General features: G+C 45.2%; 26 protein-coding genes and 1 other RNA gene. 16 read left to right on the top strand and 11 right to left on the bottom strand.

The genetic code is table 11. The features are described from left to right. Nucleotides 1-106: 106 nt before the first annotated feature. The 5 genes from ACUM5Y_RS13785 (at nucleotide 107) to ACUM5Y_RS13765 (ending at nucleotide 4,381) form a co-directional block, all read left to right on the top strand. A complete protein-coding gene (locus ACUM5Y_RS13785; protein WP_445977500.1) occupies nucleotides 107-1,126 on the top strand; it encodes a GlxA family transcriptional regulator in 1,020 nt (339 codons plus the stop codon). A gap of 177 nt (nucleotides 1,127-1,303) precedes the next feature. Continuing rightward, a complete protein-coding gene (locus ACUM5Y_RS13780; protein ID WP_445977459.1) occupies nucleotides 1,304-2,071 on the top strand; it encodes an ABC transporter ATP-binding protein in 768 nt (255 codons plus the stop codon). Between the two features lie 73 nt (nucleotides 2,072-2,144). After that, the gene (locus ACUM5Y_RS13775) at nucleotides 2,145-2,900 is read left to right on the top strand and encodes a transporter substrate-binding domain-containing protein (protein ID WP_445977458.1); all 756 of its coding nucleotides are present in this window, start codon (nucleotides 2,145-2,147) and stop codon (nucleotides 2,898-2,900) included. Nucleotides 2,901-2,977: 77 nt separating this feature from the next. Beyond that, the gene (locus tag ACUM5Y_RS13770; RefSeq protein WP_445977457.1) at nucleotides 2,978-3,667 is read left to right on the top strand and encodes an ABC transporter permease; all 690 of its coding nucleotides are present in this window, start codon (nucleotides 2,978-2,980) and stop codon (nucleotides 3,665-3,667) included. A gap of 3 nt (nucleotides 3,668-3,670) precedes the next feature. Beyond that, nucleotides 3,671-4,381, top strand: coding sequence for an ABC transporter permease (locus tag ACUM5Y_RS13765; RefSeq protein ID WP_445977456.1), 711 nt, complete (start codon nucleotides 3,671-3,673; stop codon nucleotides 4,379-4,381). A gap of 87 nt (nucleotides 4,382-4,468) precedes the next feature. On the opposite strand, the gene ACUM5Y_RS13760 is transcribed toward ACUM5Y_RS13765, so the two are convergent. From ACUM5Y_RS13760 to ACUM5Y_RS13745, 4 genes are all read right to left on the bottom strand, one after another. Beyond that, the gene (locus ACUM5Y_RS13760) at nucleotides 4,469-4,807 is read right to left on the bottom strand and encodes a P-II family nitrogen regulator (RefSeq protein ID WP_445977455.1); all 339 of its coding nucleotides are present in this window, start codon (nucleotides 4,805-4,807) and stop codon (nucleotides 4,469-4,471) included. Nucleotides 4,808-4,911: 104 nt separating this feature from the next. After that, complete coding sequence (gene hemE / locus ACUM5Y_RS13755) at nucleotides 4,912-6,021, bottom strand: uroporphyrinogen decarboxylase (RefSeq protein WP_445977454.1); 1,110 nt, start codon at nucleotides 6,019-6,021, stop codon at nucleotides 4,912-4,914. Nucleotides 6,022-6,194: 173 nt separating this feature from the next. Beyond that, complete coding sequence (locus tag ACUM5Y_RS13750) at nucleotides 6,195-6,998, bottom strand: DUF2927 domain-containing protein (RefSeq protein ID WP_445977453.1); 804 nt, start codon at nucleotides 6,996-6,998, stop codon at nucleotides 6,195-6,197. Continuing rightward, nucleotides 6,973-7,488 carry an NUDIX hydrolase gene (locus tag ACUM5Y_RS13745; RefSeq protein WP_445977452.1) on the bottom strand — a complete coding sequence of 172 codons (516 nt, stop codon included), beginning with the start codon at nucleotides 7,486-7,488 and terminating at the stop codon, nucleotides 6,973-6,975. Before ACUM5Y_RS13745 ends, ACUM5Y_RS13750 begins: the two co-directional genes overlap by 26 nt. 197 nt (nucleotides 7,489-7,685) lie before the next feature. Between ACUM5Y_RS13745 and astE the strand changes: the two genes are divergently transcribed. The 8 genes from astE (at nucleotide 7,686) to traF (ACUM5Y_RS13705) (ending at nucleotide 16,244) form a co-directional block, all read left to right on the top strand. Then, nucleotides 7,686-8,699, top strand: a complete 1,014-nt coding sequence (astE, locus tag ACUM5Y_RS13740) for a succinylglutamate desuccinylase (protein ID WP_445977451.1) — start codon at nucleotides 7,686-7,688, stop codon at nucleotides 8,697-8,699. A 94-nt stretch (nucleotides 8,700-8,793) separates the two neighbouring features. Continuing rightward, nucleotides 8,794-9,924, top strand: coding sequence for a zinc ABC transporter substrate-binding protein (locus tag ACUM5Y_RS13735; protein WP_445977450.1), 1,131 nt, complete (start codon nucleotides 8,794-8,796; stop codon nucleotides 9,922-9,924). Nucleotides 9,925-10,021: 97 nt separating this feature from the next. After that, entirely contained in the window at nucleotides 10,022-10,996 is a 975-nt protein-coding gene (locus ACUM5Y_RS13730; RefSeq protein ID WP_445977449.1) for a KpsF/GutQ family sugar-phosphate isomerase, read from the top strand. Nucleotides 10,997-11,054: 58 nt separating this feature from the next. After that, complete coding sequence (gene kdsA / locus ACUM5Y_RS13725) at nucleotides 11,055-11,912, top strand: 3-deoxy-8-phosphooctulonate synthase (RefSeq protein ID WP_445977448.1); 858 nt, start codon at nucleotides 11,055-11,057, stop codon at nucleotides 11,910-11,912. A gap of 2 nt (nucleotides 11,913-11,914) precedes the next feature. Further along, on the top strand, nucleotides 11,915-12,496 hold the full coding sequence (locus ACUM5Y_RS13720; protein WP_445977447.1) for a KdsC family phosphatase: 582 nt from the start codon (nucleotides 11,915-11,917) through the stop codon (nucleotides 12,494-12,496). Further along, entirely contained in the window at nucleotides 12,496-13,287 is a 792-nt protein-coding gene (kdsB, locus tag ACUM5Y_RS13715) for a 3-deoxy-manno-octulosonate cytidylyltransferase (RefSeq protein ID WP_445977446.1), read from the top strand. The genes ACUM5Y_RS13720 and kdsB overlap by 1 nt, the downstream gene beginning before the upstream one ends. Before the next feature lie 237 nt (nucleotides 13,288-13,524). Next, nucleotides 13,525-14,838 carry a conjugal transfer protein TraF gene (gene traF, locus ACUM5Y_RS13710; RefSeq protein ID WP_445977445.1) on the top strand — a complete coding sequence of 438 codons (1,314 nt, stop codon included), beginning with the start codon at nucleotides 13,525-13,527 and terminating at the stop codon, nucleotides 14,836-14,838. Between the two features lie 101 nt (nucleotides 14,839-14,939). Continuing rightward, complete coding sequence (gene traF, locus ACUM5Y_RS13705) at nucleotides 14,940-16,244, top strand: conjugal transfer protein TraF (protein WP_445977444.1); 1,305 nt, start codon at nucleotides 14,940-14,942, stop codon at nucleotides 16,242-16,244. Here the strand turns inward: traF (ACUM5Y_RS13705) and ACUM5Y_RS13700 are convergent. From ACUM5Y_RS13700 to ACUM5Y_RS13690, 3 genes are all read right to left on the bottom strand, one after another. Further along, nucleotides 16,241-16,828, bottom strand: a complete 588-nt coding sequence (locus ACUM5Y_RS13700) for a 5-formyltetrahydrofolate cyclo-ligase (protein ID WP_445977443.1) — start codon at nucleotides 16,826-16,828, stop codon at nucleotides 16,241-16,243. The genes traF (ACUM5Y_RS13705) and ACUM5Y_RS13700 overlap by 4 nt on opposite strands. 4 nt (nucleotides 16,829-16,832) lie before the next feature. Next, a non-coding RNA gene (ssrS, locus tag ACUM5Y_RS13695) (6S RNA) lies at nucleotides 16,833-17,010 on the bottom strand. A 135-nt stretch (nucleotides 17,011-17,145) separates the two neighbouring features. Beyond that, nucleotides 17,146-17,439 (bottom strand): cell division protein ZapA, encoded by a 294-nt coding sequence (locus tag ACUM5Y_RS13690; protein WP_445977442.1) that lies wholly within the window; start codon nucleotides 17,437-17,439, stop codon nucleotides 17,146-17,148. A gap of 144 nt (nucleotides 17,440-17,583) precedes the next feature. Between ACUM5Y_RS13690 and prfB the strand changes: the two genes are divergently transcribed. The 3 genes from prfB to hisC all read left to right on the top strand — a co-directional run bounded on the left by prfB (nucleotide 17,584) and on the right by hisC (nucleotide 21,362). Continuing rightward, a protein-coding gene (gene prfB, locus ACUM5Y_RS13685) for a peptide chain release factor 2 (protein ID WP_445977441.1) occupies nucleotides 17,584-18,679 on the top strand; the annotation gives its coding sequence in 2 pieces (ribosomal slippage) (nucleotides 17,584-17,655 and nucleotides 17,657-18,679; 1,095 coding nt in all). A gap of 37 nt (nucleotides 18,680-18,716) precedes the next feature. Next, entirely contained in the window at nucleotides 18,717-20,219 is a 1,503-nt protein-coding gene (lysS, locus tag ACUM5Y_RS13680) for a lysine--tRNA ligase (RefSeq protein ID WP_445977440.1), read from the top strand. A gap of 84 nt (nucleotides 20,220-20,303) precedes the next feature. Beyond that, entirely contained in the window at nucleotides 20,304-21,362 is a 1,059-nt protein-coding gene (hisC, locus tag ACUM5Y_RS13675) for a histidinol-phosphate transaminase (protein WP_445977439.1), read from the top strand. Nucleotides 21,363-21,432: 70 nt separating this feature from the next. On the opposite strand, the gene ACUM5Y_RS13670 is transcribed toward hisC, so the two are convergent. The 4 genes from ACUM5Y_RS13670 to ACUM5Y_RS13655 all read right to left on the bottom strand — a co-directional run bounded on the left by ACUM5Y_RS13670 (nucleotide 21,433) and on the right by ACUM5Y_RS13655 (nucleotide 25,197). Continuing rightward, complete coding sequence (locus ACUM5Y_RS13670) at nucleotides 21,433-22,269, bottom strand: aspartate dehydrogenase (protein ID WP_445977438.1); 837 nt, start codon at nucleotides 22,267-22,269, stop codon at nucleotides 21,433-21,435. 53 nt (nucleotides 22,270-22,322) lie between these two features. Continuing rightward, nucleotides 22,323-23,597, bottom strand: coding sequence for a TRAP transporter large permease (locus ACUM5Y_RS13665; protein ID WP_445977437.1), 1,275 nt, complete (start codon nucleotides 23,595-23,597; stop codon nucleotides 22,323-22,325). A 39-nt stretch (nucleotides 23,598-23,636) separates the two neighbouring features. Continuing rightward, nucleotides 23,637-24,134: a TRAP transporter small permease gene (locus tag ACUM5Y_RS13660; protein ID WP_445977436.1), complete on the bottom strand. Its 498-nt coding sequence runs from the start codon at nucleotides 24,132-24,134 to the stop codon at nucleotides 23,637-23,639. An 82-nt stretch (nucleotides 24,135-24,216) separates the two neighbouring features. After that, the gene (locus tag ACUM5Y_RS13655) at nucleotides 24,217-25,197 is read right to left on the bottom strand and encodes a TRAP transporter substrate-binding protein (RefSeq protein ID WP_445977435.1); all 981 of its coding nucleotides are present in this window, start codon (nucleotides 25,195-25,197) and stop codon (nucleotides 24,217-24,219) included. Between the last annotated feature and the right edge of the window lies 1 nt (nucleotide 25,198).

Genomic DNA, 25,198 nt, shown 5'->3' with positions numbered 1-25,198 from the left:
ACTAGAAAACCCTTTGTTATCCATTCTAAACGAAATAAACTTCTTTTTTACTCCTATGTCACAGGATAATAATTTGTACGAGCGCGAATTTGCATCAAGAGAAATCATGCTGGCGAGTAAAAAGCCTCTTAAATACGGTTTTCTACTCTTGCCTAACTATTCTATGTTGGGATTCTCTTCGGCGATTGAAACCTTGTATATGGCAAACTGGGTATCGGGAAAAGAGCTTTATCAGTTTTGCACTATAGGTCATGAATCGAAAGAGATAGCCTCTAATACCAGTGTTTCCACGGTTACAGACTATATGACAAGTAATGTGCCGAGTGATTTGGACGCCATTTTTGTATGTGGGGTGTCCCCCATAACGAAAAACGAAAGTCCAACTTTAGAATCTTGGCTAGTTGGTCAGGCTAAAAAAGGGCTTGGGCTAGGCGGTATTTGTACAGGCAGCCATTTACTTGCCAAATCTGGTCTATTAAATGGCTACCGTGCCACCATTCATTGGTGGAGTTTGGCCCATCTTAGGGATGAATTTCCGGAGACCATTGTTTCGAATCATCTGTTTGAAGTGGACCGCGACAGGTTTACTTGCAGTGGTGGGACGGCCGCCATGGATATGATGCTTTTTTTGATCGGCAAGCAGCATGGTATGACACTGGCCAGTAGTATTTCTGAGCAATTTGTTTGTGAACGTATACGCTCACATGAGGACCCGCAGCGCATTCCATTGCAAACGCGAATAGGCAATGGCCAACCAAAGCTAATTGATGCGGTTCAATTGATGGAAGCGAATATCAGAGAGCCTTTGTCCACGGATGATTTAGCCTATCATGTAGGCGTGTCTCGCCGGCATCTAGAGAGGCTTTTTAAGCAAAATTTGAATATTGTGCCATCTCGATATTATTTGGAAATGCGTTTGCAACATGCCAAGCAGTTGTTGATTCAGACAGATAAGTCTATTACTGAAGTGGGTATTGAATGTGGTTTTGGTTCTGCACCGCACTTCAGTACCACCTATAAAGGTTTTTTTGGTATTACGCCAAGAAAAGAGCGTAAGCATGTTACAGGGGAAGAACCTGTGACGATTCAATCGGATAGGAAGAAGCGGCAGCTTTGGCGAAGATGATCTAAAATAGATTTTTTGCTAAAATGGCGTGTTTTTTGCTAAATATTTTTAATCGCGAAATGAAGGTTGTGTTTGAGCACTCTGGGCATAAACGCACAAAAATAAAAAACAGATTGTGGTAAATCACTGTTAAATGAACTGACCACATTAGAAGCACACTGAAGAAGGTATGAAAAAATGTCGAAAACCCCAGCGTTAGAGCTCATTGATATTCATAAAACGTTTGGTGATGTAGAGGTGCTTAAAGGCATTTCTCTAAAGGCCTACGATGGGGATGTAATTTCCATTCTTGGCTCCAGTGGATCAGGTAAAAGTACGTTTTTACGCTGCATAAACTTGCTGGAGAATCCTACCAAAGGAAATATCATTTTTAATGGTGATCAGCTTGATCTGGTAACAGGGGAAAGAGACTTGGTGCCTAACAACATGCGCCAACTCACCAAAATGCGTCAACAAATCGGTTTTGTTTTCCAAGGTTTTAACCTTTGGCCTCACATGACCATATTGCAAAATGTGGTTGAAGGCCCCCTTCACGTTCTTAAACGCCCTAAAAATGAAGTGTATGAATACGCTGAGCACCTGTTAAATAAAGTGGGCATCGCCGACAAAAAACACATGTACCCTAACCAGTTGTCCGGCGGACAGCAGCAGCGAGTAGCGATTGCCAGAGCGCTGGCAATGGATCCTCAGGTGCTATTGTTTGATGAACCGACGTCAGCCCTAGACCCTGAGCTGGTGGGTGAAGTATTGGGTGTTATGCGTAACTTAGCTGACGAGGGCAGAACTATGTTAATCGTCACACACGAAATGAATTTTGCTCGTGAAGTGTCGAGCGATGTGGTGTTTTTGCATCAAGGTGTTGTAGAAGAAAAAGGAACACCGGATAAGGTGTTTGGTTCGCCAGATTCTGAGCGTTGTAAAGCGTTCATTTCAAGCGTTTTTTAGCAAAACTTGCCGTGGCGATTCGCTTAACGGTCTGATATAAAAGATAAACAATTAAATAATAAGGAACCATTCCATGAAATTAAAAACAATTGCATTAAGCTCAACATTGTTACTAGGTGCTGCTATTTCTTCGTTTTCAGCTCACGCTGCAGACAAGGTTAAATTTGTTACAGAAGGTGCTTGGGCACCATTTAACTTTATTGATAACGCAGGTAACCCACAGGGCTTCGATGTAGACATCGCTCGTGCACTGTGTGCTCGTATGGAAGCGGATTGTGAAATTCATACCCAAGATTGGGATGGTTTGATTCCTGCGTTACAACGTAAAAAATACGATGCCATCATCGCATCTATGTCTGTTACAGAAGATCGCCTAAAAGTCGTTGATTTCACTGACAAGTATTACTCTGGTGGCTTGCGCTTCATGGGTCGTGCTGGCGAAGCTTTTGATCTTGCAAACCTTGATGGCAAAGTGATTGGCGCACAGCGTGCGACACTAGGTGCTCAATACCTTGAAGATAACTTTGAAGGTAAAGCGGATCTTAAATTCTACGATAACCAAGACAATGTTTATCTAGATTTGGTTGCTGGTCGTCTAGACATCGTATTGTCTGATGAGCTTCCGACTTACAACTGGTTGAAAACTTCAGAAGATGGCGACAAGTTTGAGTTTAAAGGTGATGCTTTCTTGAAAACTGACAACATCGCTGTTGCCGTACGTAAAGGCGACGAGTTGAAAGATAAGATCAACAAAGCTTTGGCTGAAATCCTAGCGGACGGTACGTACCAGAAGATCAACGCTAAGTACTTCCCATTCTCTATCTATTAATTGTTAGAGTATTCCCTATCTTCTCTGGCTCTTTCATGAGCCAGAGAATTTCCTCCAGCGAATTCTGAGAGAATACTATGATTGATCTTCATGGCTTTGGTGATCAACTGTTGCTTGGCGCAGTAGTGACCCTAGAGTTGGCACTTTCTTCATTAGTGCTAGGTCTATTCTTAGGGCTATTGGGTGCTTCTGCGAAGCTGTCATCCGTAAAAGTACTGCAATGGATTGCGAACGGTTATACAACCATTATCCGTGGCGTGCCTGAGTTGCTTACCGTACTCATTATTTACTTCGGTGCCACCAGTGTTTTGATGGCCATTGCGGGCCTATTTGGCTATGACGAATATATTGAAGTAGGTGCTTTTGCCGCAGGTGTTACCGCCTTAGGCTTAACCTTTGGTGCCTATGCAACAGAAGTTTTTCGAGGGGCGCTTCAGTCTATTCCTAAAGGTCAGCATGAAGCTGCGACTGTTTTAGGAATGAGCTCAATGCGTAAGTTCCGCCGCATTATTTTGCCTCAGGTATGGCGAATTGCTTTACCAGGGTTAGGGAACTTATTTCTCGTGCTTTTGAAAGATACCGCTTTGGTTTCTGTCGTTGGCTTAGAAGATATTATGCGTAAAGCGAATGTCGCAGTAAGCAGTACCAAGGAACCATTTCTATTTTATCTAGTGGCTGCTTTTATGTATTTGGGGCTAACAATCATTTCTATGGTGTTGGTTTCTTATATGGAAAAACGTGCTAATCGTGGATTAACAAGAGGTTAACAGATGGACTTTTCTGTCGTTGTTGAATATTTCCCACGCTTACTAAGCGGTGCTTGGGTTAGTCTACAGTTAGTAGTGCTTTCTGTTGTTCTTGGTGCGATTTTCGCGTTGCCAATTGCTTTGGCGCGAATTTCTCCCGTCGGTTGGATTAGAGCAATTCCCTTTGCTTATATTTTCTTTTTCCGAGGAACGCCATTATTAGTGCAAATATTCTTGGTCTATTATGGTGCGTCGCAATTTGAAGCTGTCCGTGAAAGTGCGTTATGGCCGATACTGCGTGAGCCATTCTGGTGTGCCATTATCGCTTTTACCCTGAATACCTCAGCTTATACTGCTGAAATATTTCGCGGTGCGATCCAAGCCATTCCACCAGGTGAGGTTGAAGCCTGTAAAGTAGTAGGGATGACGAAGGCAAAAATGTATCGTCGCATCCTGCTGCCGAGAGCTTTTGGTATCGTATTACCAGCTTACGGCAATGAGATTATCTTGATGCTTAAAGGCAGTGCGTTAGCAAGTACCATCACGATTCTTGATTTAACAGGGATGGCGCGAACCATTATTGCTAGAACCTATACGCCAATGGAAATTTTCCTTGCGGCTGGGGCGATCTACCTAGTGATCAGTATGGTGATTATTGCGATTTTCCGTCAGATCGAGTTACGTCAAAACCGCTATCTTGGTACCCTATCCATTAAGGTGGCCGATAAAGGTTGATAGAAACTATCAACATAAAAAAAGAGGCCTAGGCCTCTTTTTTTATGTTTGCTAAAACCGTATTGGTTGTTTTAGAAACATGTTGTCTTATAGAGCGTCGGCACCGGTTTCACCCGTACGAATGCGAATCGCTTGCTCTAACTCAGTGACGAAGATTTTACCGTCACCGATTTTGCCTGTATTTGCGCTGTTCTTGATCGCTTCAATGGCGCGCTCAACTTGATCGGCTTCAACCGCCAGCTCCATTTTTACTTTCGGCAGGAAATCAACAACGTATTCTGCACCACGATATAATTCAGTGTGGCCGCGCTGACGACCAAAACCTTTTACCTCTGTAACGGTAATGCCGTTAATACCCATTTCAGAAAGAGCTTCACGCACTTCATCTAATTTGAAGGGCTTAACAATGGCCGTGATTAATTTCATTTTATTTTTCTCCATACCAAATATGTCATATTTCTTTAAAAGTAACACTCTAGGACAAAAGTCGCTACCAGCAAGCGCTATTCATCACTTAAATTAGAGCGGATTTACTCGTTATCAAGTCCATTGAGTGCGTCTAGGTCATCATATTGTGTCATGTGGTATTTTTCACCTAATTTGTGAACCGCATCAATAAGGTATTTTGGACGTTCAGGGTCGACAAACTGATGAATGCCGTGGCCTAAGTTAAATACATGGCCGCTACCATGACCGAATCCCGCCAAAACATTTTCCACTTCTCTTTCAATGACATCTTGACCTGCATACAGGACACAAGGGTCAATATTCCCTTGTAGGGCAACTTTATCGCCTACTCGTGCACGTGCTTCCGCCATGTCTGTTGTCCAGTCTAACCCAAGGGCATCAGGGCCTGTGGCCGCCATGTTTTCTAACCATTGGCCGCCATTTTTGGTGAACAGGATAACGGGGATTTTTTGTCCTTCATGTTCCCGGATAAGGCCGTCGAGAATCTGCTTCATGTAGAGTAGTGAGAACTGTTGGTACATTGGGCCACTCAGTACACCACCCCAAGTATCAAAAATCTGCACGGCTTGGGCGCCTGCTTTAATTTGGCCGTTGAGGTAATCAATAACAGAGCGAGCCAGTTTGTCTAGCAGTTGGTGTAGTACCTCAGGGCTTTGAAACATCATCGCCTTGATATGTCTGAAATCTTTACTGGAGCCACCTTCTACCATATAGGTGGCAAGGGTCCAAGGGCTGCCAGAAAAGCCAATTAGGGGGACGCGACCATTTAAAGCGTGACGAATGGTGGATACAGCACCCATGACATAATCTAGATCACTTTCATTGGTAACAGGTAAAGCTTCTACATCATCTTTGGTGCGAATCGTGTGCTTGAATTTTGGCCCTTCGCCGGTTTCGAAATACAGACCAAGTCCCATAGCATCAGGGATGGTGAGGATATCGGAAAACAAAATAGCGGCATCTAGGTCATAGCGCTCTAGAGGTTGCAGGGTCACTTCGCAGGCAAAGTCGTTGTTTTTGCATAGGCTTAGAAAATCGCCGGCTGTGGCACGGCTAGCGCGATACTCAGGAAGGTAACGACCGGCTTGGCGCATCATCCAAACTGGCGTGGTGTCGACAGGCTGCTTAAGTAAGGCCCGAATGAAACGATCATTTTTTAGGGTTGGATACATTAAGGGTATCTCCGGTGAGTATCTAATAAATGGGATGCATTTTACCTAATTTAAATTGTAAAAGCAGAAGCATTATCAAGAGTTTAGAGTGATGATGGTGAAAACAACAATTATATTGATCTATCGCATTGGTTAAGATCTGCCTATGGCGTTGAGTGCAGGAGAAGGGGGAGTTACTCCCCTAAATACCGTTTTAGGCTGTATTGCTGGACGCGTTGTGCAGCGTTTTCTATTTCACCTTGGTCATGCAGACTGGCGATAATATTGGGTAATGCAGCGTTGGCCGCCTTCACTGTCATGCCAGGTTTTAGTTGGGGCGAGTAGAGGGTTTTTAGCAAAATATAATCTAATGGGCTCAAGTAGGAGTCCGTGCTAACGTCATTAAAGATGGAAGGAAAAACGTCATTAGAATCGTTAGGAAGGCCCATAAGTTGGGTGATCTCTTCCACAATGCAATCTAGAAAACGCAGTTTTAATCTGGCGTAGTCCACTGGGATAATAATTGTGCCACGAGTGATTTCAGAAAAGCGATTGATGCGGAAGTTGCCTAAACAAATGGCTTCATTGAGGGCTGCACGGATTTTATCTGGGTTGCCTATGTATTGGCGGACCTTTTCTTCAAGATTGTCGTACTGGGTGAAAACTACCACTATGCTGGCTTTATTGGCTTTTGGCGTGAAGTCGATAGGGACGCCAGTAATATGGGATAGGTGCTGCGCATGGACACTGAGCAATTCTTTTTGAAAGGCCGCGTCGCCACTGTCGCTTTCAAAATAGATTTTGATCGGTTTGGTCCAGCGGACGAGTTTCGGATTTTTGGTCTCTTTGTATTCCCGCTCAAGGGCTATCTTAATGAAGCTTTCTTGAATGTAGGTGTCGTCTTCCCAACGCTCTTTGGCTTGCGAGGTGAGGTTGGTAAGAAGTACCGCAAGCGCGCAAAGTAGCTTCAAATTAAGGCTTAGTTGTCGAATTAACATAATGTTTTAACGCGTCCAAAGAGTCAGGTGTAAAAGCTAAATCGTCAGGGTTTAAAAGAATGCTGTCCATACTCATAACATGGATGGAAGCGACTTCTTTTGGTTGTAAGTTAAGAGTATGTTGTTCTTCAATATATTGGCAGGAATAAAGGCTGCCCCAAATATTAAAACCTTTGCCGCGGGTGCAAAATACCCCATGGCTTTCAAGGGGAGCGTCAAAGCCCAATTCTTCTTTAAGCTCTCGGTGGGCCGATTCTAGGTAGGATTCACCTTTCTCAACCACGCCACCCGTAGTTATACCATAATAACCTGGGCAAAATGCCTTGTTGTCGGTGCGTTTTTGTACAAGTAGATGGCCTTCTTGATTGAACACCAAGATGTAGGTGACTCGATGGAAGTCCCGGTCAAAGTCCATTAATCGGCGCGGAATATCACCAATGACTTGATTGTTCTCATCGACCAGTATTATGACTTCTTCACTCTGTGACATGCAAAACGCTCGCTTAAGTGGAGGCATCATTTTAGAGAGTATTAGAGGTTAAGTCCAAAGGCAGCCAAGGGAATATTTGTAATTTGTAGAAAAAGCGACCTAATTTTCAGTTTTGCTCTAGGCGGGCGAGAAAACTTTCTCCTAGATATTGTATGTTGTTAACATACTTATAATTTGTTTCTGTATAAAGTGAGCGTATGACCCTTTCAGCCTATGATTTTTTGTCCACAACATTAGCTAACCCTGAACAACAAGAGCCTATGTCCTTTGATTTTCCTTCCGGAAAGGCGTTTGTTGAAGATGCGGGGATTCTACGTTTGGAGCCCCAAGGTGACAGTAAAATCAGCCTCATCCTATCTGTTGGTGTGCATGGTAATGAAACAGGGCCGATTGAGTTAGTCAATCAGTTAGTAACGGATATTCTGGCAGGTCACCATACACTGACGGTACGCCTGTTGGTGTTGTTTGGTAACCCTCTATCTGCCATTGCTCAGCAACGCTTTTGCAAGGTCAATATGAATCGACTTTTTAGCGGTGCTTGGCAGGAATATGACGGTTACGAAGCAGAGCGTGCGAAGCGACTTGAACAAGCCGTAACGGACTTTTTTCAGCCAGGGAAGTCTTTAGGTCATGAGCTATTGCATTATGACTTACATACCGCCATCCGAGGCTCGAAACACGAGAAGTTTGCTGTTTATCCGTATATGGAAGAAGCAGCTTATAGCCGTCAGCAACTAGCGTTTTTAGCCGCCTCTGGAATCGACGCTGTGCTCTTGTCTCATCAGCCAACAACCACCTTCTCTTATTACAGTGCTCAGCATTATGGCGCCCATGCCTTTACCGTTGAGCTTGGTAAAGTGTATGGCTTTGGGCAAAACGACTTAAGCCGTTTTTCTGCCATGGCACAAAGTTTGGCTGAGCTTATTACCCAGAGCCAATTGCCCCAAGGAAACCTTAACAGGCTATTGATTTTTAGTGTGCAAGAGGCGCTTATTAAAGATACAGAAGATTATCAATTGCATATTTCTTCTGAGCTGGAAAATTTCACGCCCTTTGAAAAAGGCTATGTTCTCGCGGAATCTTCTAAAAGCCGATACTTGGTTGAGCGTACAGGGGATGCGCTGATTTTCCCTAACGCTGGCGTACCGATTGGGCAAAGAGCCGGCTTGGTTGTCCGCCCTCAAAACTTAGCAGAAATTCCCTTAGGCTAAATCTATTATTTAGCCGTTAGGCTGTCTTGAAAAAAATCTCTCTCCAATGTATTGTTATGTTATAACGTATTTAATTTTTTGGAGTGTTGATCAAATGAAAAAACTATTTTTAGGGGTGGGTGTTTGTACTATCGCACCTTTTGCACTAGCAAAGCCTGTAGTTGTGACAAGTGTGACCCCTGTATCTATGATCGTTGCTGCCATTACGGGCGATAAAGCAGACATTGAACAAATAGTTTCTAACACAGCTTCTCCACACGATTATGCCCTTCGCCCATCCGATTTAAGAAAAATTTCACAAGCTGATGCCGTTGTTTGGGTTGGTGAATCTCTAGAAAACTTCCTAGAAAAACCATTAATTAATGCTAACAAAGCAGAAGACTCTATTGAATGGTTGGCACTAGAAGGCACTGTTCAGCGTCGCTACGGTGAAGAAAATGAGCACCACGACGAACATGGCCATGACGACCATGACCATGACGAGCATCACGATGACCATGACCATGATGAGCACCACGACGATCATGATCATGATGAGCACCACGACGACCATGACCATGACGAGCATCACGATGACCATGACCATGATGAGCACCACGACGATCATGATCATGATGAGCACCACGACGAACATGGCCATGACGAGCATCACGACGATCATGACCATGACGAGCACCACGACGAACACGGCCATGAAGGCCACGATCACACAGGTGTTGACCCACATGTTTGGTTGTCTCCAGTCAATGCAAAAGTGCTTGCTCAGGCCGTTGCTCAGCGTCTGGTTAAGATAGATAGCGCCAATGCAGAATATTACGAAACAAACTTGAGTTCATTCTTGCAAAAGCTTGATCAACAAGACTCTCAACTTGCAGCCAAGTTAAGCAAAGTGAAACAAGTGCCATACATTGTTTTCCATGATGCTTACCGCTACTTCGAAGAGCATTACGGTTTAAACCATGCTGGTGAAGTGACGGTTAGCCCTGAGCGTAAACCTGGCGCGAAGAAAATCGCTGAACTACGTCATGAAATCGAAGAAAACAATGTGCAATGTGTCTTTAGTGAGCCACAGTTTAGCCCTGCTATTGTTAAAACCTTGCTAAGTGGAAGTGATGTGAAAACAGCGCAACTGGATCCTTTAGGTTCAAGTGTCGACATCGCACCTCAGGCTTACCTTGAGTTTCTAGAAGGTTTGGGTGACCAATTCCTGAGCTGCCTAGGCTAGTCTATTTCGTTTGTTTCGCCACTAATAAAGTAGGCGACTCCCTGCGACCTCTGTATAATAACTTCACTTTTTATACAGAGGTCATGTAGAGAGCAATATGGACGATATCGCAATATCAGACATCCGATCTGACGTTCTCATCAAAAGTGCCCATCACACTTTATCTACACAAGCTCAAGCCCTCCTAGATCTGGCTGACCGAGTGACAGAAAGCTTTGCCCAAGCGGTTCGCATGATACTTGCGAGCAAAGGTCGAACCATTATCTGTGGCATGGGGAAATCAGGATTAATAGGCAAAAAAATTGCGGCTACGTTAGCCTCTACCGGTACACCGAGTTTCTTTTTGCATCCAGGCGAGGCCTTCCATGGCGACCTAGGCATGATTCAAGCCGAAGATACACTGGTTCTGATCAGTTATTCTGGGGAAACCGAAGAGTTGATACGTCTGTTACCTTCATTAAAAAGCTTTGGTAATCCATCTATTGCCCTCGTCGGTAATCTTGATTCTACCTTAGCCCAGCACAGCGATTGTGTGCTGGACATCTCGGTAGACAGAGAAACCTGTCCTAATAATCTTGCCCCAACCACATCGACCACCATGACCGCCGCGATGGGGGATGCTCTCGCTGTCGCTCTCATGGAATCTCGTCATTTTCAGCCCCAAGACTTCGCGCGTTTTCACCCGGGGGGTAGCTTAGGAAGAAAGCTACTTACTCGCGTGAAAGATCTTATGCATAAAGAAAACCTGCCGGTGTGTGGCCCTGACACCCACTTGAAAGAAGCCATTTCTGTGATGACCCATGGTCGCATGGGGGTGGTGCTCATCCAAGAAGACTCTCAATTAGTCGGCATCTTTACCGATGGGGATTTGCGTCGTGCCATGCTACGAGAAACCGCGAATATGATCGACAAGCCGATGCGCGAACTGATGACGGCAAACCCGAAAACCATTAATGAAAACACCATGATAGTGCAGGCGGAAGAGCGTATGCTCAAAGACAAAATTACCTTGCTGGTGGCGGTTGACGATGGCGGTAAACTGTCGGGTATTTTAGAAATTTACGATCGTTAGATATTTAGGCTTGACCCTATTATAAGGGTCAGCACTGTAAACAAATTTGGAGAAAAACATGTCAGTTGAGTCAAAGATTATCAACATAGGTAAGAATATTCAGGTCGCTAATCACCTACCTTTTGTGCTTTTTAGTGGGGTGAACGTTTTAGAATCACGAGATCTTGCGATGAAAGTCGCGGAAGAGCATGTCAAAATTACCGAAGAGTTGGGTATTCCTTATGTATTCAAAGGCTCTTTTGACAAAGCGAACCGCTCTTCTATCAACTCATTCCGTGGCCCAGGCATGGAAGAAGGCTTGAAAATTCTGCAAGAAATTAAGCAAACTTTCGGCGTGCCTGTTATTACGGATGTGCATGAAGAATATCAATGTGCCCCAGTGGCTGAAGTGGCCGATGTGATTCAGTTGCCGGCATTTTTGTCTCGCCAAACGGACCTTGTGGTGGCCATGGCCAAAACTGGCGCGGTGATCAACATTAAGAAAGCTCAGTTCTTAGCCCCTCACGAAATGAAGCATATTCTTACCAAGTGTCAAGAAGCCGGTAACGATCAGCTCATGCTGTGCGAGCGCGGTACCATGATGGGTTATAACAACCTTGTTGTGGACATGCTGGGCTTTGGTGAAATGAAAAAATTCGGCTTCCCTGTGATGTTTGATGTTACTCACTCTTTACAGCGCCCCGGTGGCCGTGAAGACTCTGCGGATGGTCGTCGTGCTCAGGTAACCGAACTGGCCCGTGCCGGTATGTCCCTTGGTCTATCGAGCTTGTTCTTGGAAACTCACCCAGACCCTAACAATGCGAAATGTGACGGCCCATGTGCATTGCCGCTTAGCAAGTTAGCGCCATTCCTAAAGCAAATGAAGCAGCTTGATGAACTAGTGAAAACCTTTGAAGAATTGGATACGAGTGCCTAATCATGGATAACAGCTTCCTTGAGCAATACCCCGCGATACTGGATGATGACACTTTATTACACCAACTCCAAAGCATTCAGTTGGTGGTGTTTGATGTGGATGGGGTGCTCACGGATGGCGGTTTACTTTACGGTGAGCAAGGGGAGTCCATAAAACGCTTTAATGTTAAAGATGGCGTGGCAATGAAGCTGCTACCCAAATGGGGGGTGCAGGTCGCTGTGATAACGGCGAAAGATTCGGCGCCTTTGCGCCAGCGCATGACGGACTTAAAGGTGGAACACTTTTATCCCGGTTGTCACAATAAAGCCCAAGCCTTCGAGCAAATTTGTCAGGACCTTCAGCTTAGCCCGCAGCAAGCTGTGTATGTTGGCGATGATGTGATTGATTTGCAGGTGATGCCAAACGTTGCAGTGCCAATGTGCCCAAAGGATGCCCACACGCTAGTGAAACGTTATGCAAAAATCAGTTTAGCGTCTTTAGGTGGTCAGGGGGTTGCAAGGGAAGTAGCAGATTTAGTGTTATCGACACGCATGCCTTTAGAGCAAGCCTATGAATTAGCCCAACGACCGGAGTTTGAAAAATAATGCCTGTTTCCGAATTAACCTCATTACCTGAATTTCATATTGTTATACCGGCTCGTTATGCTTCCCAACGTTTTCCGCAAAAGCTGATGGCGGATCTTGGTGGTAAGCCTGTGTTGCAATGGGTTTATGAGTTGTCCTTAAAGGCAGGTGCGAAGTCCGTTACCATTGCTACGGATCATGAGGTCATCGAACAGGCCGCGAAAGGTTTTGCTGCGCCAGTACTCATGACACGAGATGACCATGAAAATGGCACGGAACGCTTGGCAGAAGTGGCGGCAAAAATGGCATGGCAGGGAGATGAAATTGTTGTCAACGTGCAAGGGGATGAGCCTTTTCTACCTGTAGAGCTGATTCATTCTGCCGTAGCGGCGTTGCAAAAAGACGCCGAAGCTGAAATGGCGACCGTTGCTTGCCCTATTAAAAGTGCAGAGGACTTCTTTAACCCTAATGTGGTTAAGTTAGTTTGTGACGAGCAACAGCGTGCCTTGTATTTTAGTCGTGCCCCAATGCCTTGGGACAGAGACGGCTTTGCAAAGAAAGGTAATGAGACCGAGAGTCTAGGGCAAGACTTTCCAGCTTTTCGACACATAGGTCTCTATGTGTATCGTGCTAGCCTACTGGCAAATTATGCCAATTTACCCATGTCGCCTTTAGAGCGTTGGGAGAAATTAGAACAGCTTAGATTTTTGCATCAAGGAATCAAGGTGCAAGTTGCCTTAGCGGATCAGCTGCCACCTCATGGGGTGGATACGCCACAAGACCTAGAGGCTTTGCGAAAGTACCTAGGTTAGCTGCTTAGCGGTTAGCCGCTTAGTGTTTTCACCCGTTTTTGAAAGCCTCTTTCTTAGAAAGGGGCTTTTTTATTGCTTATATCCTGCCCTGAAGATGGTTGCCGTTTAAGATCGCAATTGGCTTATGGTTTTTTTTTGTGTTTTTTGTATGGAAAGTGTAAAAAAAGTGGTTAGAATGAGTGATTGAGTATCTTCAATGAATCCTAAACTTTAAATGGATCCCAAAGGAATAAGATCATGAAAAAGTTATTAGTTTTATCCACGTCTCTCATTAGTTCTGCGGTGATGGCCGCAGCCCCTGTTAATCAGCCAATCGGCTCAAGCTTTACTCTTGGTGGATCTCTTAACCAAAGAGCCCTTGCTACCGCCTCTTCTAACCCTGCCGCGCCATTTTTGATGGTTAATGATCAGGTTGGCGACAGTTTTCGGTTTGGCATTATTGGCCCCATTGGCGTAGGGGTAGAGTTTGGTGATATCAGTGACTTGACTGATCAAATAGACCGAGCGGAAGAAATTCTTGATGCTACTTATACTACGGAGGCAGCCGCAAGAGCGGGAATTACAGAGGTTGATGGTATTTTAAATGATATTGCAGATACCGCCTACGTTAAAGTGTCAGCGTCTACACAAATTCCTTTGATGCCAATGATTTATAAAACAACTAACAATGGCGCTTTCATGCTGGATGCTAGTGTTTCTGTGGTTGGTCGAGGAAGTTTGTTAACAAGTGGTGTCTCGATTGATACCTCTGGGGCTACTCCTGAGTTAACGTCAAATACATCCATGTACGCAAAAGTTGCCACCGATTTGAATATTGGCTTAGGCTACAGCCAAAAAGTTTGGCAGCCAGAAAGCAAATCTGGGGTGCTAGTTGGTGGTGTTAAAGCGAACTTCCATCAGCTATCTCTAGGTCAAGCATTGTCAGTGTTAAGTGATGACAGTGAGGATGCCAGTGATGTATTTTCCGATACCATTACCGATGATGCAGAAAGCGCAACCGGTGTTGGCTTGGATCTAGGCCTGATTTGGTATTCAGACATCTACCATGCGGGTATCACAGTGGCGAATATCAATGAGCCAGAGTTTGATTACAATGCCGTTGGTACCAACTGTAGTTCCAAAACAGGATCGGCTCTTACGAGCTGTAACGCGGCAGCGGACTTCATTTCTGCTGGTAAGCTAAGTGCCACCAGCACCTACACTATGGAAACGCAAACCACCCTAGATTTTTCTGTTTCCACACCAGCTAAGCAAGTGAGCTTGGGTTTATCTTATGATGTGAATCCTGTTGAAGATGCCGTAGGCGATGAGTACCAATGGGCAGTTGCTTCGGTTTCTTACTATGGTGATTCGCACTTCCTGCCTGGCCTGCGCGCTGGTTTCCGTCAAAATATGGCCGGTACTGAGCTAAGCTATGCAACGGCGGGTCTGACGCTACTAAAACGTCTGAATTTAGATGTCGCCATTGCTCTTGATACTGTGACAGATGAAGACGGCGATGAAATCCCACGCAGTGGATACATTTCATTAGGCTATGACACGGCTTTCTAAGAAAATCGTAAAGAAATAGCAAAAAGGCCGATAACATAATTATGTTATCGGCCTTTTTCGCTTTGATGGGCTGCTGGATTAAAAAATGAATAGGTAGTGCAATGAAGCAAGCGATTACGATATTCCTAGGTGGTTTAGTGAGTCTTAATGCCGTGGCTGCCATGCCTGTTTACCAGCCTGTTGGCTCAGCGTTCACATTAGGCTCCATGGCGAATAAGCGGTCTTTATCAACCTCTCTTGCCAACCCCGCATCTCCTTATTTAATGACTCGTTTGCAAAGCTTCCGCGCAGGCTATCTAGGCCCTGCAGGCTTGGGCTATGAGATGGGGGAAATAAGTAATCTCACAGATAAAGTGGATGAGTTAGAAGATATTTTAAGCAAAAGTGATTATCGCAGCCAGGCCGAAGTGGATGATGCCATAGCAACTGCTAATAGTGTCATTGCTGATGTAGCAGATACGGCTTACATCAAGCTTTCAGGTTCCTCTCAGATTCCTTTTATGCCACTCATTTATAAAACCCGTAGTAATGGGGCTTTTATGCTAGACGCCAGTGTTTCCTTTGTGGGACGGGCGAATATTCTAGCGGATGATATCAGCTACACCTTGTCGGGCACTGACTTCTCCTTAGACTCCGATACCTCATTGTATGTTCAATCGGCAACGGATCTGCGCTTAGGGTTAGGTTATAGTCAGGTACTTGGCCGTTTTGTGGCTGGTGCACTGGTTTTAGGGGTAAAGGCAAACTTTCATCAGATTTCGTTAGGCCGCGATGTGTCTGTGTTGATTGATGACAGTGAAGATTCTGGCGGTGCTTTTTTTGATGGTTTGTTTGATAGCCAAAAATCCACATCCGGTGTTGGCTTAGATTTAGGGGCTATCTGGGTATCGGATTATTACCAGTTAGGGGCGACGTTAGCCAATATTAATGAACCTGAATTTGATTACCAAAGCCTTGGCAATTGCAGTGGCTTAACTGGCTCTAGTTTACTTTCATGTGAAGCGGAAGTGGGTTTTGCCAGCGAGGGCAAACTTAAGCTAGAGGATAGCTATACAATGGAAACCCAATTAACGCTAGAAGGGGCTGTGGTTTCCAAAGATAGGCGTTTGTCACTGGCTGGATCGTTTGATGTTAATGGCGTCGAAGACCCTGTAGGAGACGCCTATCAATGGCAAACAGTTTCTGTGTCTTTCTTTAGTGACAATGTGGTTGTGCCAGGTGTGCGCTTGGGTTATCGAAAAAATGCCGCAGGCTCAAAACTTAGTTATCTCACCGCAGGTTTGACCCTGTTTCAGCGGCTTGATGTGGACTTGGCCTATGGGCTGGATAATTTGAGCGGTGATGACGGAAGCAGTTCTATCCCACGTAGCTTTTATTTTTCTATGGGCTATGCTTCAGCGTTTTAACGATCTGTTAAGATGATTTGAGCCGGAGTTAGAATGCCGTTTAAAGGTATGTCCCAACGCTCAATTGGCAGTCTATCAACCTCTTGACAGTCGTGAGCTAATCCAATTAATAGGGGCGTTTGGCTGGGGTTCTTACCTTCAAATGTCCTGTCGTAAAAACCACCCCCCATGCCTAAACGACCGCCTTGTCGGTCAAAGCCAACCAGAGGCATAAAAACAATGTCCAGCTCTTGCCCTGCTAATACGTGGCCGTTCACTGGCTCGGGAATACCAAAGCGGTTGTCTTGCCACTGGCTGTCTTGATTATAAAGATTAAAGCGCAGTGCTTGCTTGTCTAAAATGGGGAGGTAGGTGCTAATGCCTTGGGACCAGAGTTGATGGCACAAAAGCTGCGGCGATATTTCACCATCATTACTAATGTAAAGGGCGATACGCTTAGGTGTTAGGTCGAGTTGTTTGATGAAAGTGGCGTATTGCTCAATAAGCGCCTGAGAGGCTTCTTGCTGGGTGCTATGCGAAAGGTTATTTCTGGCTTGTCGTAAGGTTTGGCGCTGTTGTTTTCTAAGCTCTTGAGGTGAAAGCATAAAAGGGTTTCCCAGGTTGCCGTTTCGACTATTGGCCTTGAACCCAGTGGTTCAAGGTGGAAAGAACTGTGACTCTTTAGGCTTTCCGACGCACGGACATGCACACCAAACCAACAGGCTCTTTCCGGGTTATTACTCATAGGCTCAAGGGCGTTAAGCCGCCTCGAACAACCCAGGAAACAAGCGCAGTATAGAGGAACTAAAAATAGAAATCGACTTTTGTCCCCTGCGTATTTTATAGCGCTATGAAGAAAATTCGCTTTCTAGACTTGCATTGCCATCAAGTTGGTTAGGGAGTAAACAGTGTTGAATGCCGTTTAACCAGTTTTTGTTTGATGAGTTAATGCCGCATCAAGCTGTGAGGTCAACTCTCGCAGTTGTTGCTCATTAGAATTCGCGTATTTACGACCAGAAAGCATATCATGAGTAATATTCAATGCCGCCAATACGGCAATCTTTTCAAGGCCAACAATTTTGCCGCTGGCTTTGATTTCACGCATTTGATTATTCAAATATTCAGCCGCTTCTTTCAGTTCGACTTCATGGCCTTTTGGGCAATTAATTTTATAAGTTTGGCCGAGTATTTCGACGGCAACGGTTGGCTTGTCCATATTGACTCCATTTGATAGCAAGACCCACAAAAAATGGTCTGTTTTTCCATCATTGTGTAGAGAATAGCATTTTATGCGGCGAGTAAATTCGTTACAATTCGCCATTAACTTTATTCACACTGTTTATAACAAATTGACGCCAATATGGAAATCAACCCGATACTTTCTAAGATAAAAGACCTGTCTGAACGCGCTTTAACCCTTCGGGGGTATCTTTGACTATGAGTCAAAGAAAGAGCGTTTAGAAGAAGTAAACCGAGAACTGGAAGATCCAGATGTTTGGAACGATCCAGACTATGCACAAAAGCTAGGTAAAGAACGTTCTTCCCTTGAAGCTGTGGTGGAAACCCTTGATAGCCTTGAATCGGGTGTTGAGGATTCAAAAGAGCTACTTGAAATAGCCGTTGAAGACGATGATGCCGACTCTGTTGAAGCAGTTCAGCTTGAGTTAGCAGAACTGGATGCTTTATTAGGTAAATTAGAGTTCCGCCGCATGTTTTCCCAAGAAATGGATGAAAGCAGCGCCTTCTTGGATATTCAGTCCGGTTCTGGTGGTACTGAAGCACAAGATTGGGCCAATATTCTGCTACGCATGTATTTGCGTTGGGGGGAAGACAAAGGCTTTAAAGTGGAATTAATGGAAGTCTCGGCGGGGGATGTGGCAGGCATAAAATCGGCCACCGTTCGTTTTGAAGGCGAATATGCTTTTGGTTGGTTACGTACGGAAACTGGCGTGCATCGTTTAGTGCGAAAATCACCTTTTGATTCAGGCAACCGTCGCCATACTTCTTTTGCGTCAGTGTTTGTATCACCAGAAATTGATGACAACGTAGAGATTGAAATCAATCCTGCGGACATTCGTACTGATACTTACCGCTCCTCTGGTGCGGGTGGTCAGCACGTTAACACCACAGATTCTGCGGTACGTATTACCCACGAACCAACAGGTATCGTGGTGCAGTGTCAAAACCAGCGTTCGCAACATGCTAACCGTGATTTCGCGATGAAGCAGTTACGAGCCAAGCTGTATGAATTTGAAATGTTAAAACGTACCGAAGCTGCGCAAGCGGTGGAAGACAGTAAATCAGATATCGGTTGGGGAAGTCAGATTCGTTCCTACGTATTGGACGCATCTCGCATTAAGGATTTGCGCACAGGTGTCGAATCCTCCAATACCGGCGCTGTATTAGATGGCAATCTTGATCAATTTATTGTCGCGAGTTTAAAACAAGGCCTATAAGCGCCAGAACCCATTTTTAAGAGTAGATAGCAAAACCATGGCTAACGAAAAGAACACAGAGTCCACAACCCAAGCTGACGACAACCGCCTAGTGGCCGAACGTCGTAGTAAACTGGCTGCCATTCGTGAAGAACGTAATGCTTACCCAAATGACTTCCGCCCAACCGCTTATGCAGCGGATTTACAAGCGGAATTTGGTGAGCTTGAAAAAGCGGAACTAGAAGAGAAAGACCATAAGGTTAGCATTGCGGGTCGTATCGTTCGTAACCGTGGTGCTTTCATGTTGCTACAAGACATGACGGGTCAAATTCAGGCTTATGTGAACCGTAAAGCTTTGCCAGCAGAATTGTTAGCCGACCAAAAAACCTGGGATCTTGGTGATATCGTTGGTGTGACAGGTCCTGTACACAAGTCTGGTAAAGGCGATCTGTACATTGACATGCAGTCTGCTCAGCTATTGACCAAGTCTTTGCGCCCACTACCAGATAAACACCATGGCTTGGCTGACATGGAAATGCGTTACCGTCAGCGTTACGTGGACCTTATTGTTAACGAAGAGTCCCGTGATACTTTCCAAGTACGTTCGAAAATCATTTCGACCATTCGTCGCTTCCTAGAAGATCGTCGCTTCATGGAAGTGGAAACGCCTATGTTGCAGGTAATTCCGGGTGGTGCATCAGCTCGTCCATTTATTACCCATCACAATGCCATGGATATGAGCATGTACCTGCGTATCGCACCTGAGCTTTACTTGAAGCGTTTGGTTGTTGGTGGCTTCGAGCGCGTTTTCGAGATTAACCGTAATTTCCGTAACGAAGGTACATCGACTCGTCATAACCCAGAATTCACCATGATCGAATTCTACCAAGCTTATGCAGACTACAAAGATCTGATGGATCTAACAGAAGATATGCTGCGCACGGTAGCCGAGAAAGTTTTGGGCACAACCACTGTGACCTACCAAGGTTCTGAGTATGACTTCGGCGCACCTTTTGTTCGCATGACCATGCTTGAGTCTATCTTGCACTACAACCCAGAGCTCACAGCAGAAGATCTCGCCACGGTTGAAAGCGCGACACAAGTTGCCAAGAAGCTGCACATAGATGTTAAGCCAATTTGGGGCTTGGGTAAGCTATGGACAGAAATCTTTGAAGAAACGGCTGAAAGTAAGCTGGATCAACCAACCTTCATTACTGAATACCCAGCAGAAGTGTCACCCTTGGCCCGTCGTAATGATGACAATGAATTCATTACCGATCGTTTCGAGTTCTTCGTAGGTGGCCGTGAAATCGCCAATGGCTTCTCGGAGTTGAATGACCCAGAAGATCAAGCAGAACGCTTTAAGCGCCAAGTGGCAGAAAAAGACGCCGGTGATGACGAAGCCATGCACTATGATGCGGACTACATCAATGCGCTAGAGTACGGCTTACCACCGACCGCAGGTGAAGGTATTGGTATTGACCGTTTGGTAATGCTGTTTACGGATGCACCGTCTATTCGTGATGTATTGTTGTTCCCACATATGCGCCCACAAGACTAATTGGGCCATAGGAAAAATACCGAATAAGGCCTCATCATGAGGCCTTATTTTTTGCTTTTATCTGCTTGAATCCTGGAGATTGGAATGAGCCGTTTTTGGACTGATAAGATTGCTTCACTGGACCCTTATGTACCAGGTGAGCAGCCACAAGATAAGCAATATATAAAACTAAACACCAACGAAAGCCCTTATTCTCCATCGGAGAAGTCCTTGCAAGCCATGATGGATCAAGTAAGTGAGCGCTTACGCTTGTACCCAGATCCAAACTGCCAATCTCTCAAAAATGCATTGGCGACCAGCTATGGTTTAGCGCCTGAACAAGTGTTCGTGGGCAATGGTTCGGACGAAGTGCTAGCTCTTGCCTTCATGGGGTATTTTGCGGCGGGTAAGCCTTTGGCTTTTGCTGATATTACCTACAGTTTCTATAAAGTGTATGCGGGCTTGTATGGCATTAAACCCAAGCTGATCCCATTAACGGATAGCTTTGATATTGACGTGGCGGATTACCAAGACCTTGATGTATCGGGTGTGGTGATTACCAATCCGAACGCGCCAACGGGGAAAGCCTTGCCTTTAGCAGACATAGAGCGAGTCTTGCAGGCGAACCCAGATGTCGTGGTGCTGGTGGACGAAGCTTATGTAGATTTCGGTGCGCAAAGTGCGACCCAATTAGTGAATCAATACCCTAATTTGCTGGTGGTGCAAACCTTATCGAAATCCCGAGCTTTAGCGGGTATCCGTGTCGGCTATGCGTTTGGCCATAAAGATCTGATTGAGGGGCTGGAGCGTCTTAAAAACTCCTTTAATTCTTACCCGATTGATCGTATTGCTCTAGCGGGTGCGACGGCGGCGGTAGAAGATACCGAGTATCTGGCTGAGATCTGTGAGAAAACCATCGCCACCCGTGAAACCACTGTGACGGCATTGCAGTCACTTGGCTTTGAGGTAATTCCATCGGCAACCAACTTTGTGTTTGTCAGTCATGCGGACAAAGCTGCCAAAGATATTTATCTAGCGCTAAAATATCAGGGTATTTTGGTGCGTTACTTTGGTGAGAAACCAAGAATTGGCAACCACTTGCGTATCACTATTGGTACGGATGAAGAAATGTCGGCGTTAATTGCCGCGTTAAAAACCTTGTAGGTCTGTCTGACGTTTAATCGTTTCTTAGGAATTAACGAACAAGGCCAAATGGCCTTGTTCGTATTTTCGTCTAGATGCCGTAATGAATCGAAGAACTGAGGTTCTTGATAGACTTCACGATCGACAAAGGCACCCCTGTACTGGTACTTGGGTTTTCCGGAGACGGTATGCCTTGGCAATTTAATTGCAACTTGCCCACGGCGCTATCAAACTCAATATGAGTGTTCATGATGTCGCTAATTGGGTCTGCCACCAGCCTGACCTGAGTATTGTCTAAGCCCACAGTCGCCAGTGCCAGCATGGCGCTAATGTTACTGCTTTTCGGGAAAATATTGGCTGCTTCTCGGGCAGTTCCTTCAAAAAAACATGTGGGTTCTGTGATGGCGTTAAGGTCCACAAGCTTCTCTGCATGGGTATTTTTCCATGAAATCACTGGCTTCTCTTGGGTAATGCAGGCTTTGCTAACCTCAGATAAAGAAGACGCTGACATCCAATCTAGGGCGGGTAAAGCCCCTGCGGAAAGTAACATTTGAGCACCAGAGCGCTCGGCTGTGGTGGTAAATTCTTTGAGAATTTCATCGCTGGTGAATAGACCAATACTTGAAACCAACAAATCAATGCCTTTAGATAAAATGGCAGTGCCATATTGGCTAAGAGATGCTTGCCCAGCCGCTTCGATGACTATGTCGGGCTGAGCGTCAAAAAGCGCTGAAATATCATCTGTAATTAAGGACTTAAACGCTTCCGATTGATGAGCGTTGATCTCTAAATATTTTTCCTTATTGCGACAGAGTAGCGACACTAGCTTTGCATTGCCGCCTTCACCTTTGGCAATGCAGTTCGCCACATGACCACCAATAGCCCCTAGGCCGATGATGGCCACTTTTAGAGTAGATTGTGATTTCATTGTAATCCTTTAATTGTGTGAAACATTTCTTATCAAGCGGTTTCGTTGGGTGGCTAGAACAGGTAGCTATGAATGGCCATGCTAAGCCAAGGCACATAGGTAATGATCATCAGCCCCACCAGCAAGATGAGTAGGAAGGGAATGCAACCTTTGAAAATTTCGAAGAGCCCCATTTTGGAAATACTCACGGCGACAAAGAGGTTCAGGCCAACAGGAGGCGTGATCATACCAACTGAATAGTTGACCAGATTGATGATGCCGAAATGCACAGGGTCTATGCCTACTTGAGCCGCGATAGGTGTCATTAACGGCGCTAAAACGATAATGGCAGAGGCGCTATCAAGGAAGAATCCGGCGATCAGCATAATGACATTCAACAAAGCTGTGATGGCAAAGGAGGAATCACTTAACGACAAAACAGCATTGGCTAGGGTAGAAGGCGTGCCTGTCATGGTTAATAACCAAGAGAAAGCAGACGCGCCGGCGGTGATCAGTAATAGAGAGCCTGAAATTAAACCTGTGCTTTGAAGTATCTCCCACAAGTCTTTTGCACTGACCTGACGGTAAATCACCATGCCGACAAACAGGCCATATAAACAAGCGACCGCGGCCGACTCCGTGGCGGTAAAAATGCCGCTGTAAATTCCCCCTAACAGAATGACAGGTAGCCCAAGACCCCAAGTAGAGCCTTTAAACGCGGTAGAAATTTCTTTCAAGGTAGGGAATGGGGTTCTGGCGTAGTCATTCTTTTTCGAGTAAAGCATGCAGTAAAGGATTAACAGTCCGCCGAGCAACAGGGCGGGTAATATACCGGCTGCAAACAGCTGGCCAATACTGGTGGAAGTTACTGAGCCATAAATGATCAAGGCGATGCTTGGTGGCACAATCGGCCCAAGGGTTCCTGCTGTGGTCAGCAGGCCGATAGAAAAGCGTTTGCTGTAGCCTGCTTCAACCAGTGCTGGGAACATAATGCTACCAATGGCTACCACAGTGGCAGGGCTTGAGCCAGAAATAGAGCCAAAGAATAAACAAGACAGTACCGCCGCAGAAGCCAGTCCGCCCGGTGCCCAGCCAATCATGACTTGGGCTAATTTAATCAACCTTGTTGATAAACCGCCAACGCGCATCAGTTCGGCGGCTAAAATGAAAAAGGGGATGGCCATTAATGAGAAGTTATTAATGCCAGAAAACATTCTCATGGGAACTATGGTTGGGTTCATTGACCCCGTCAGCTCCATGGCGCCTATTACTGAAAAAGCCAGTGATCCATAGATAGGCAAACCAAGTAATAGCAGGATTAGGAATAATGGCAGTAAAAGAGTGATCATGAAAACCTCGGCTTCGGGTGTGCGCGATAAATATTGAAATTAGTGTTGCGAGTGATTAGGCACAGGCTGTTTTTTAAATACCGAGTAAATTACCCCTGTGTACCTGAACATCTGCAGTAGTGCTGTAATCGGAATAAACGCGTAAATTGAAGCAATAGGAACACGCAGCGCTGGGGATAGCTGACCACGAGCCAAAGTATTTAAAAATAAATTGCCACCAAAGTAGAACAGAGAAACGGCGAATATAATCCCTAACACAGCCGCCACCAAGCTAAAGGCTGGGGCAAAACGCTTGGGAATACAGGACTTCAAAACGTCCACCGTAATATGGGAGCCTTTGCGAATACCAAGACTTGTACACAGAAAACTCATCGAAATAATCAAATACAGAATCGCTTCTTCCGCCCAGAAAATCGAATCGTTAAGCGCATAGCGGAAAAAAACTTGGGTAATCGTCAGCACCGAAGCAAGGGCTAGAATACTGGCTATTAAAAAGCCTTCTATGGTGTCTAAGTAGGTATTAATTTTTTCGAACATAGTCTTCTCGGAGGCATTTTTAGAAATACACAAGGTGCAGATTGCGCTGCCTCAGCTTGGCTAACCAAGGCAGCATTAGTCATTAGTTAGACTTAATTTCTGCGTAGACAACGTCTAGTAGATCAGACGTAATGGTTTCACGGAACTCTTCATGAACAGGCTGGCTTGCTTTTACGAAGGCGGCCATTTGCTCTTCCGTTAACTCAGTAACTTGAGTGTACTTTTTGATGTTCTCAAGTGCTGACGCTTCCAATTCATCCGTTAATTTACGAGACAGGTCGCGGGCATTATCGAAGGCTGTGTTCATAACCGCTTGTAGGTCTGCTGGTAAAGACTCCCAAGCTTGCTTGTTCACAATAGCTGCATAGCCGTGGTAAGCATTAGACGTTAGGGTCATGTACTTTTGTACTTCATAAAACTTCTTACTAGTAATGTTGGCGATCGGGTTTTCTTGCCCTTCGATAACACTTTGCTGCAGGCCGTTATAAACCTCTGTGTAAGCCATAGCCGTTGGGTTGGCATCAAAGTTACGGTAAGTACTCAACAGAATCGGTGACTGCATGGTACGCATCTTGATGCCTTTAAGGTCTTCAGGCTTCTCAATTGGGCGAACGTTGTTGGTCATGTGTCGAAAGCCAGCGCCCCAGAAGTTAACAGCGTGCATATCGTGGCTTTCTAAGGTGTCGAGAATTTTACGGCCAGCATCGCCGTCTAGCACCTTCATCATTAAGTCTTTAGAAGGTAGTAGGAAAGGTAGGTCTAGAATTTGAACGCGAGGCTCAAAGTTACCAAGGGTTGCGGTCGGTGGAATCGCGATTTGTACCATGTTCATTTGTAACTGCTCGATGATTTCAACATCACCACCAAGTTGCGCCGCAGGCAAAACATTAATATTAATGCGACCGTCAGACTTTTCTTCCACTTCTTTTTCAAAGGCTAAAGCCGCTTGGCCATTTGGAGTTTCATCGATAAGGACGTGAGCAAAAGTGAAATTATAATCGGCTGCAAAAGTGGTTGAACCAACTAATAATGCTAACGTAGCGAGTAATGGTTTTTTCATCATG

The organism is Marinomonas dokdonensis (assembly GCF_052747885.1).
Note: the sequence above shows the minus strand (reverse complement) of the source record. Positions and strands in the feature narration are given on the sequence as shown.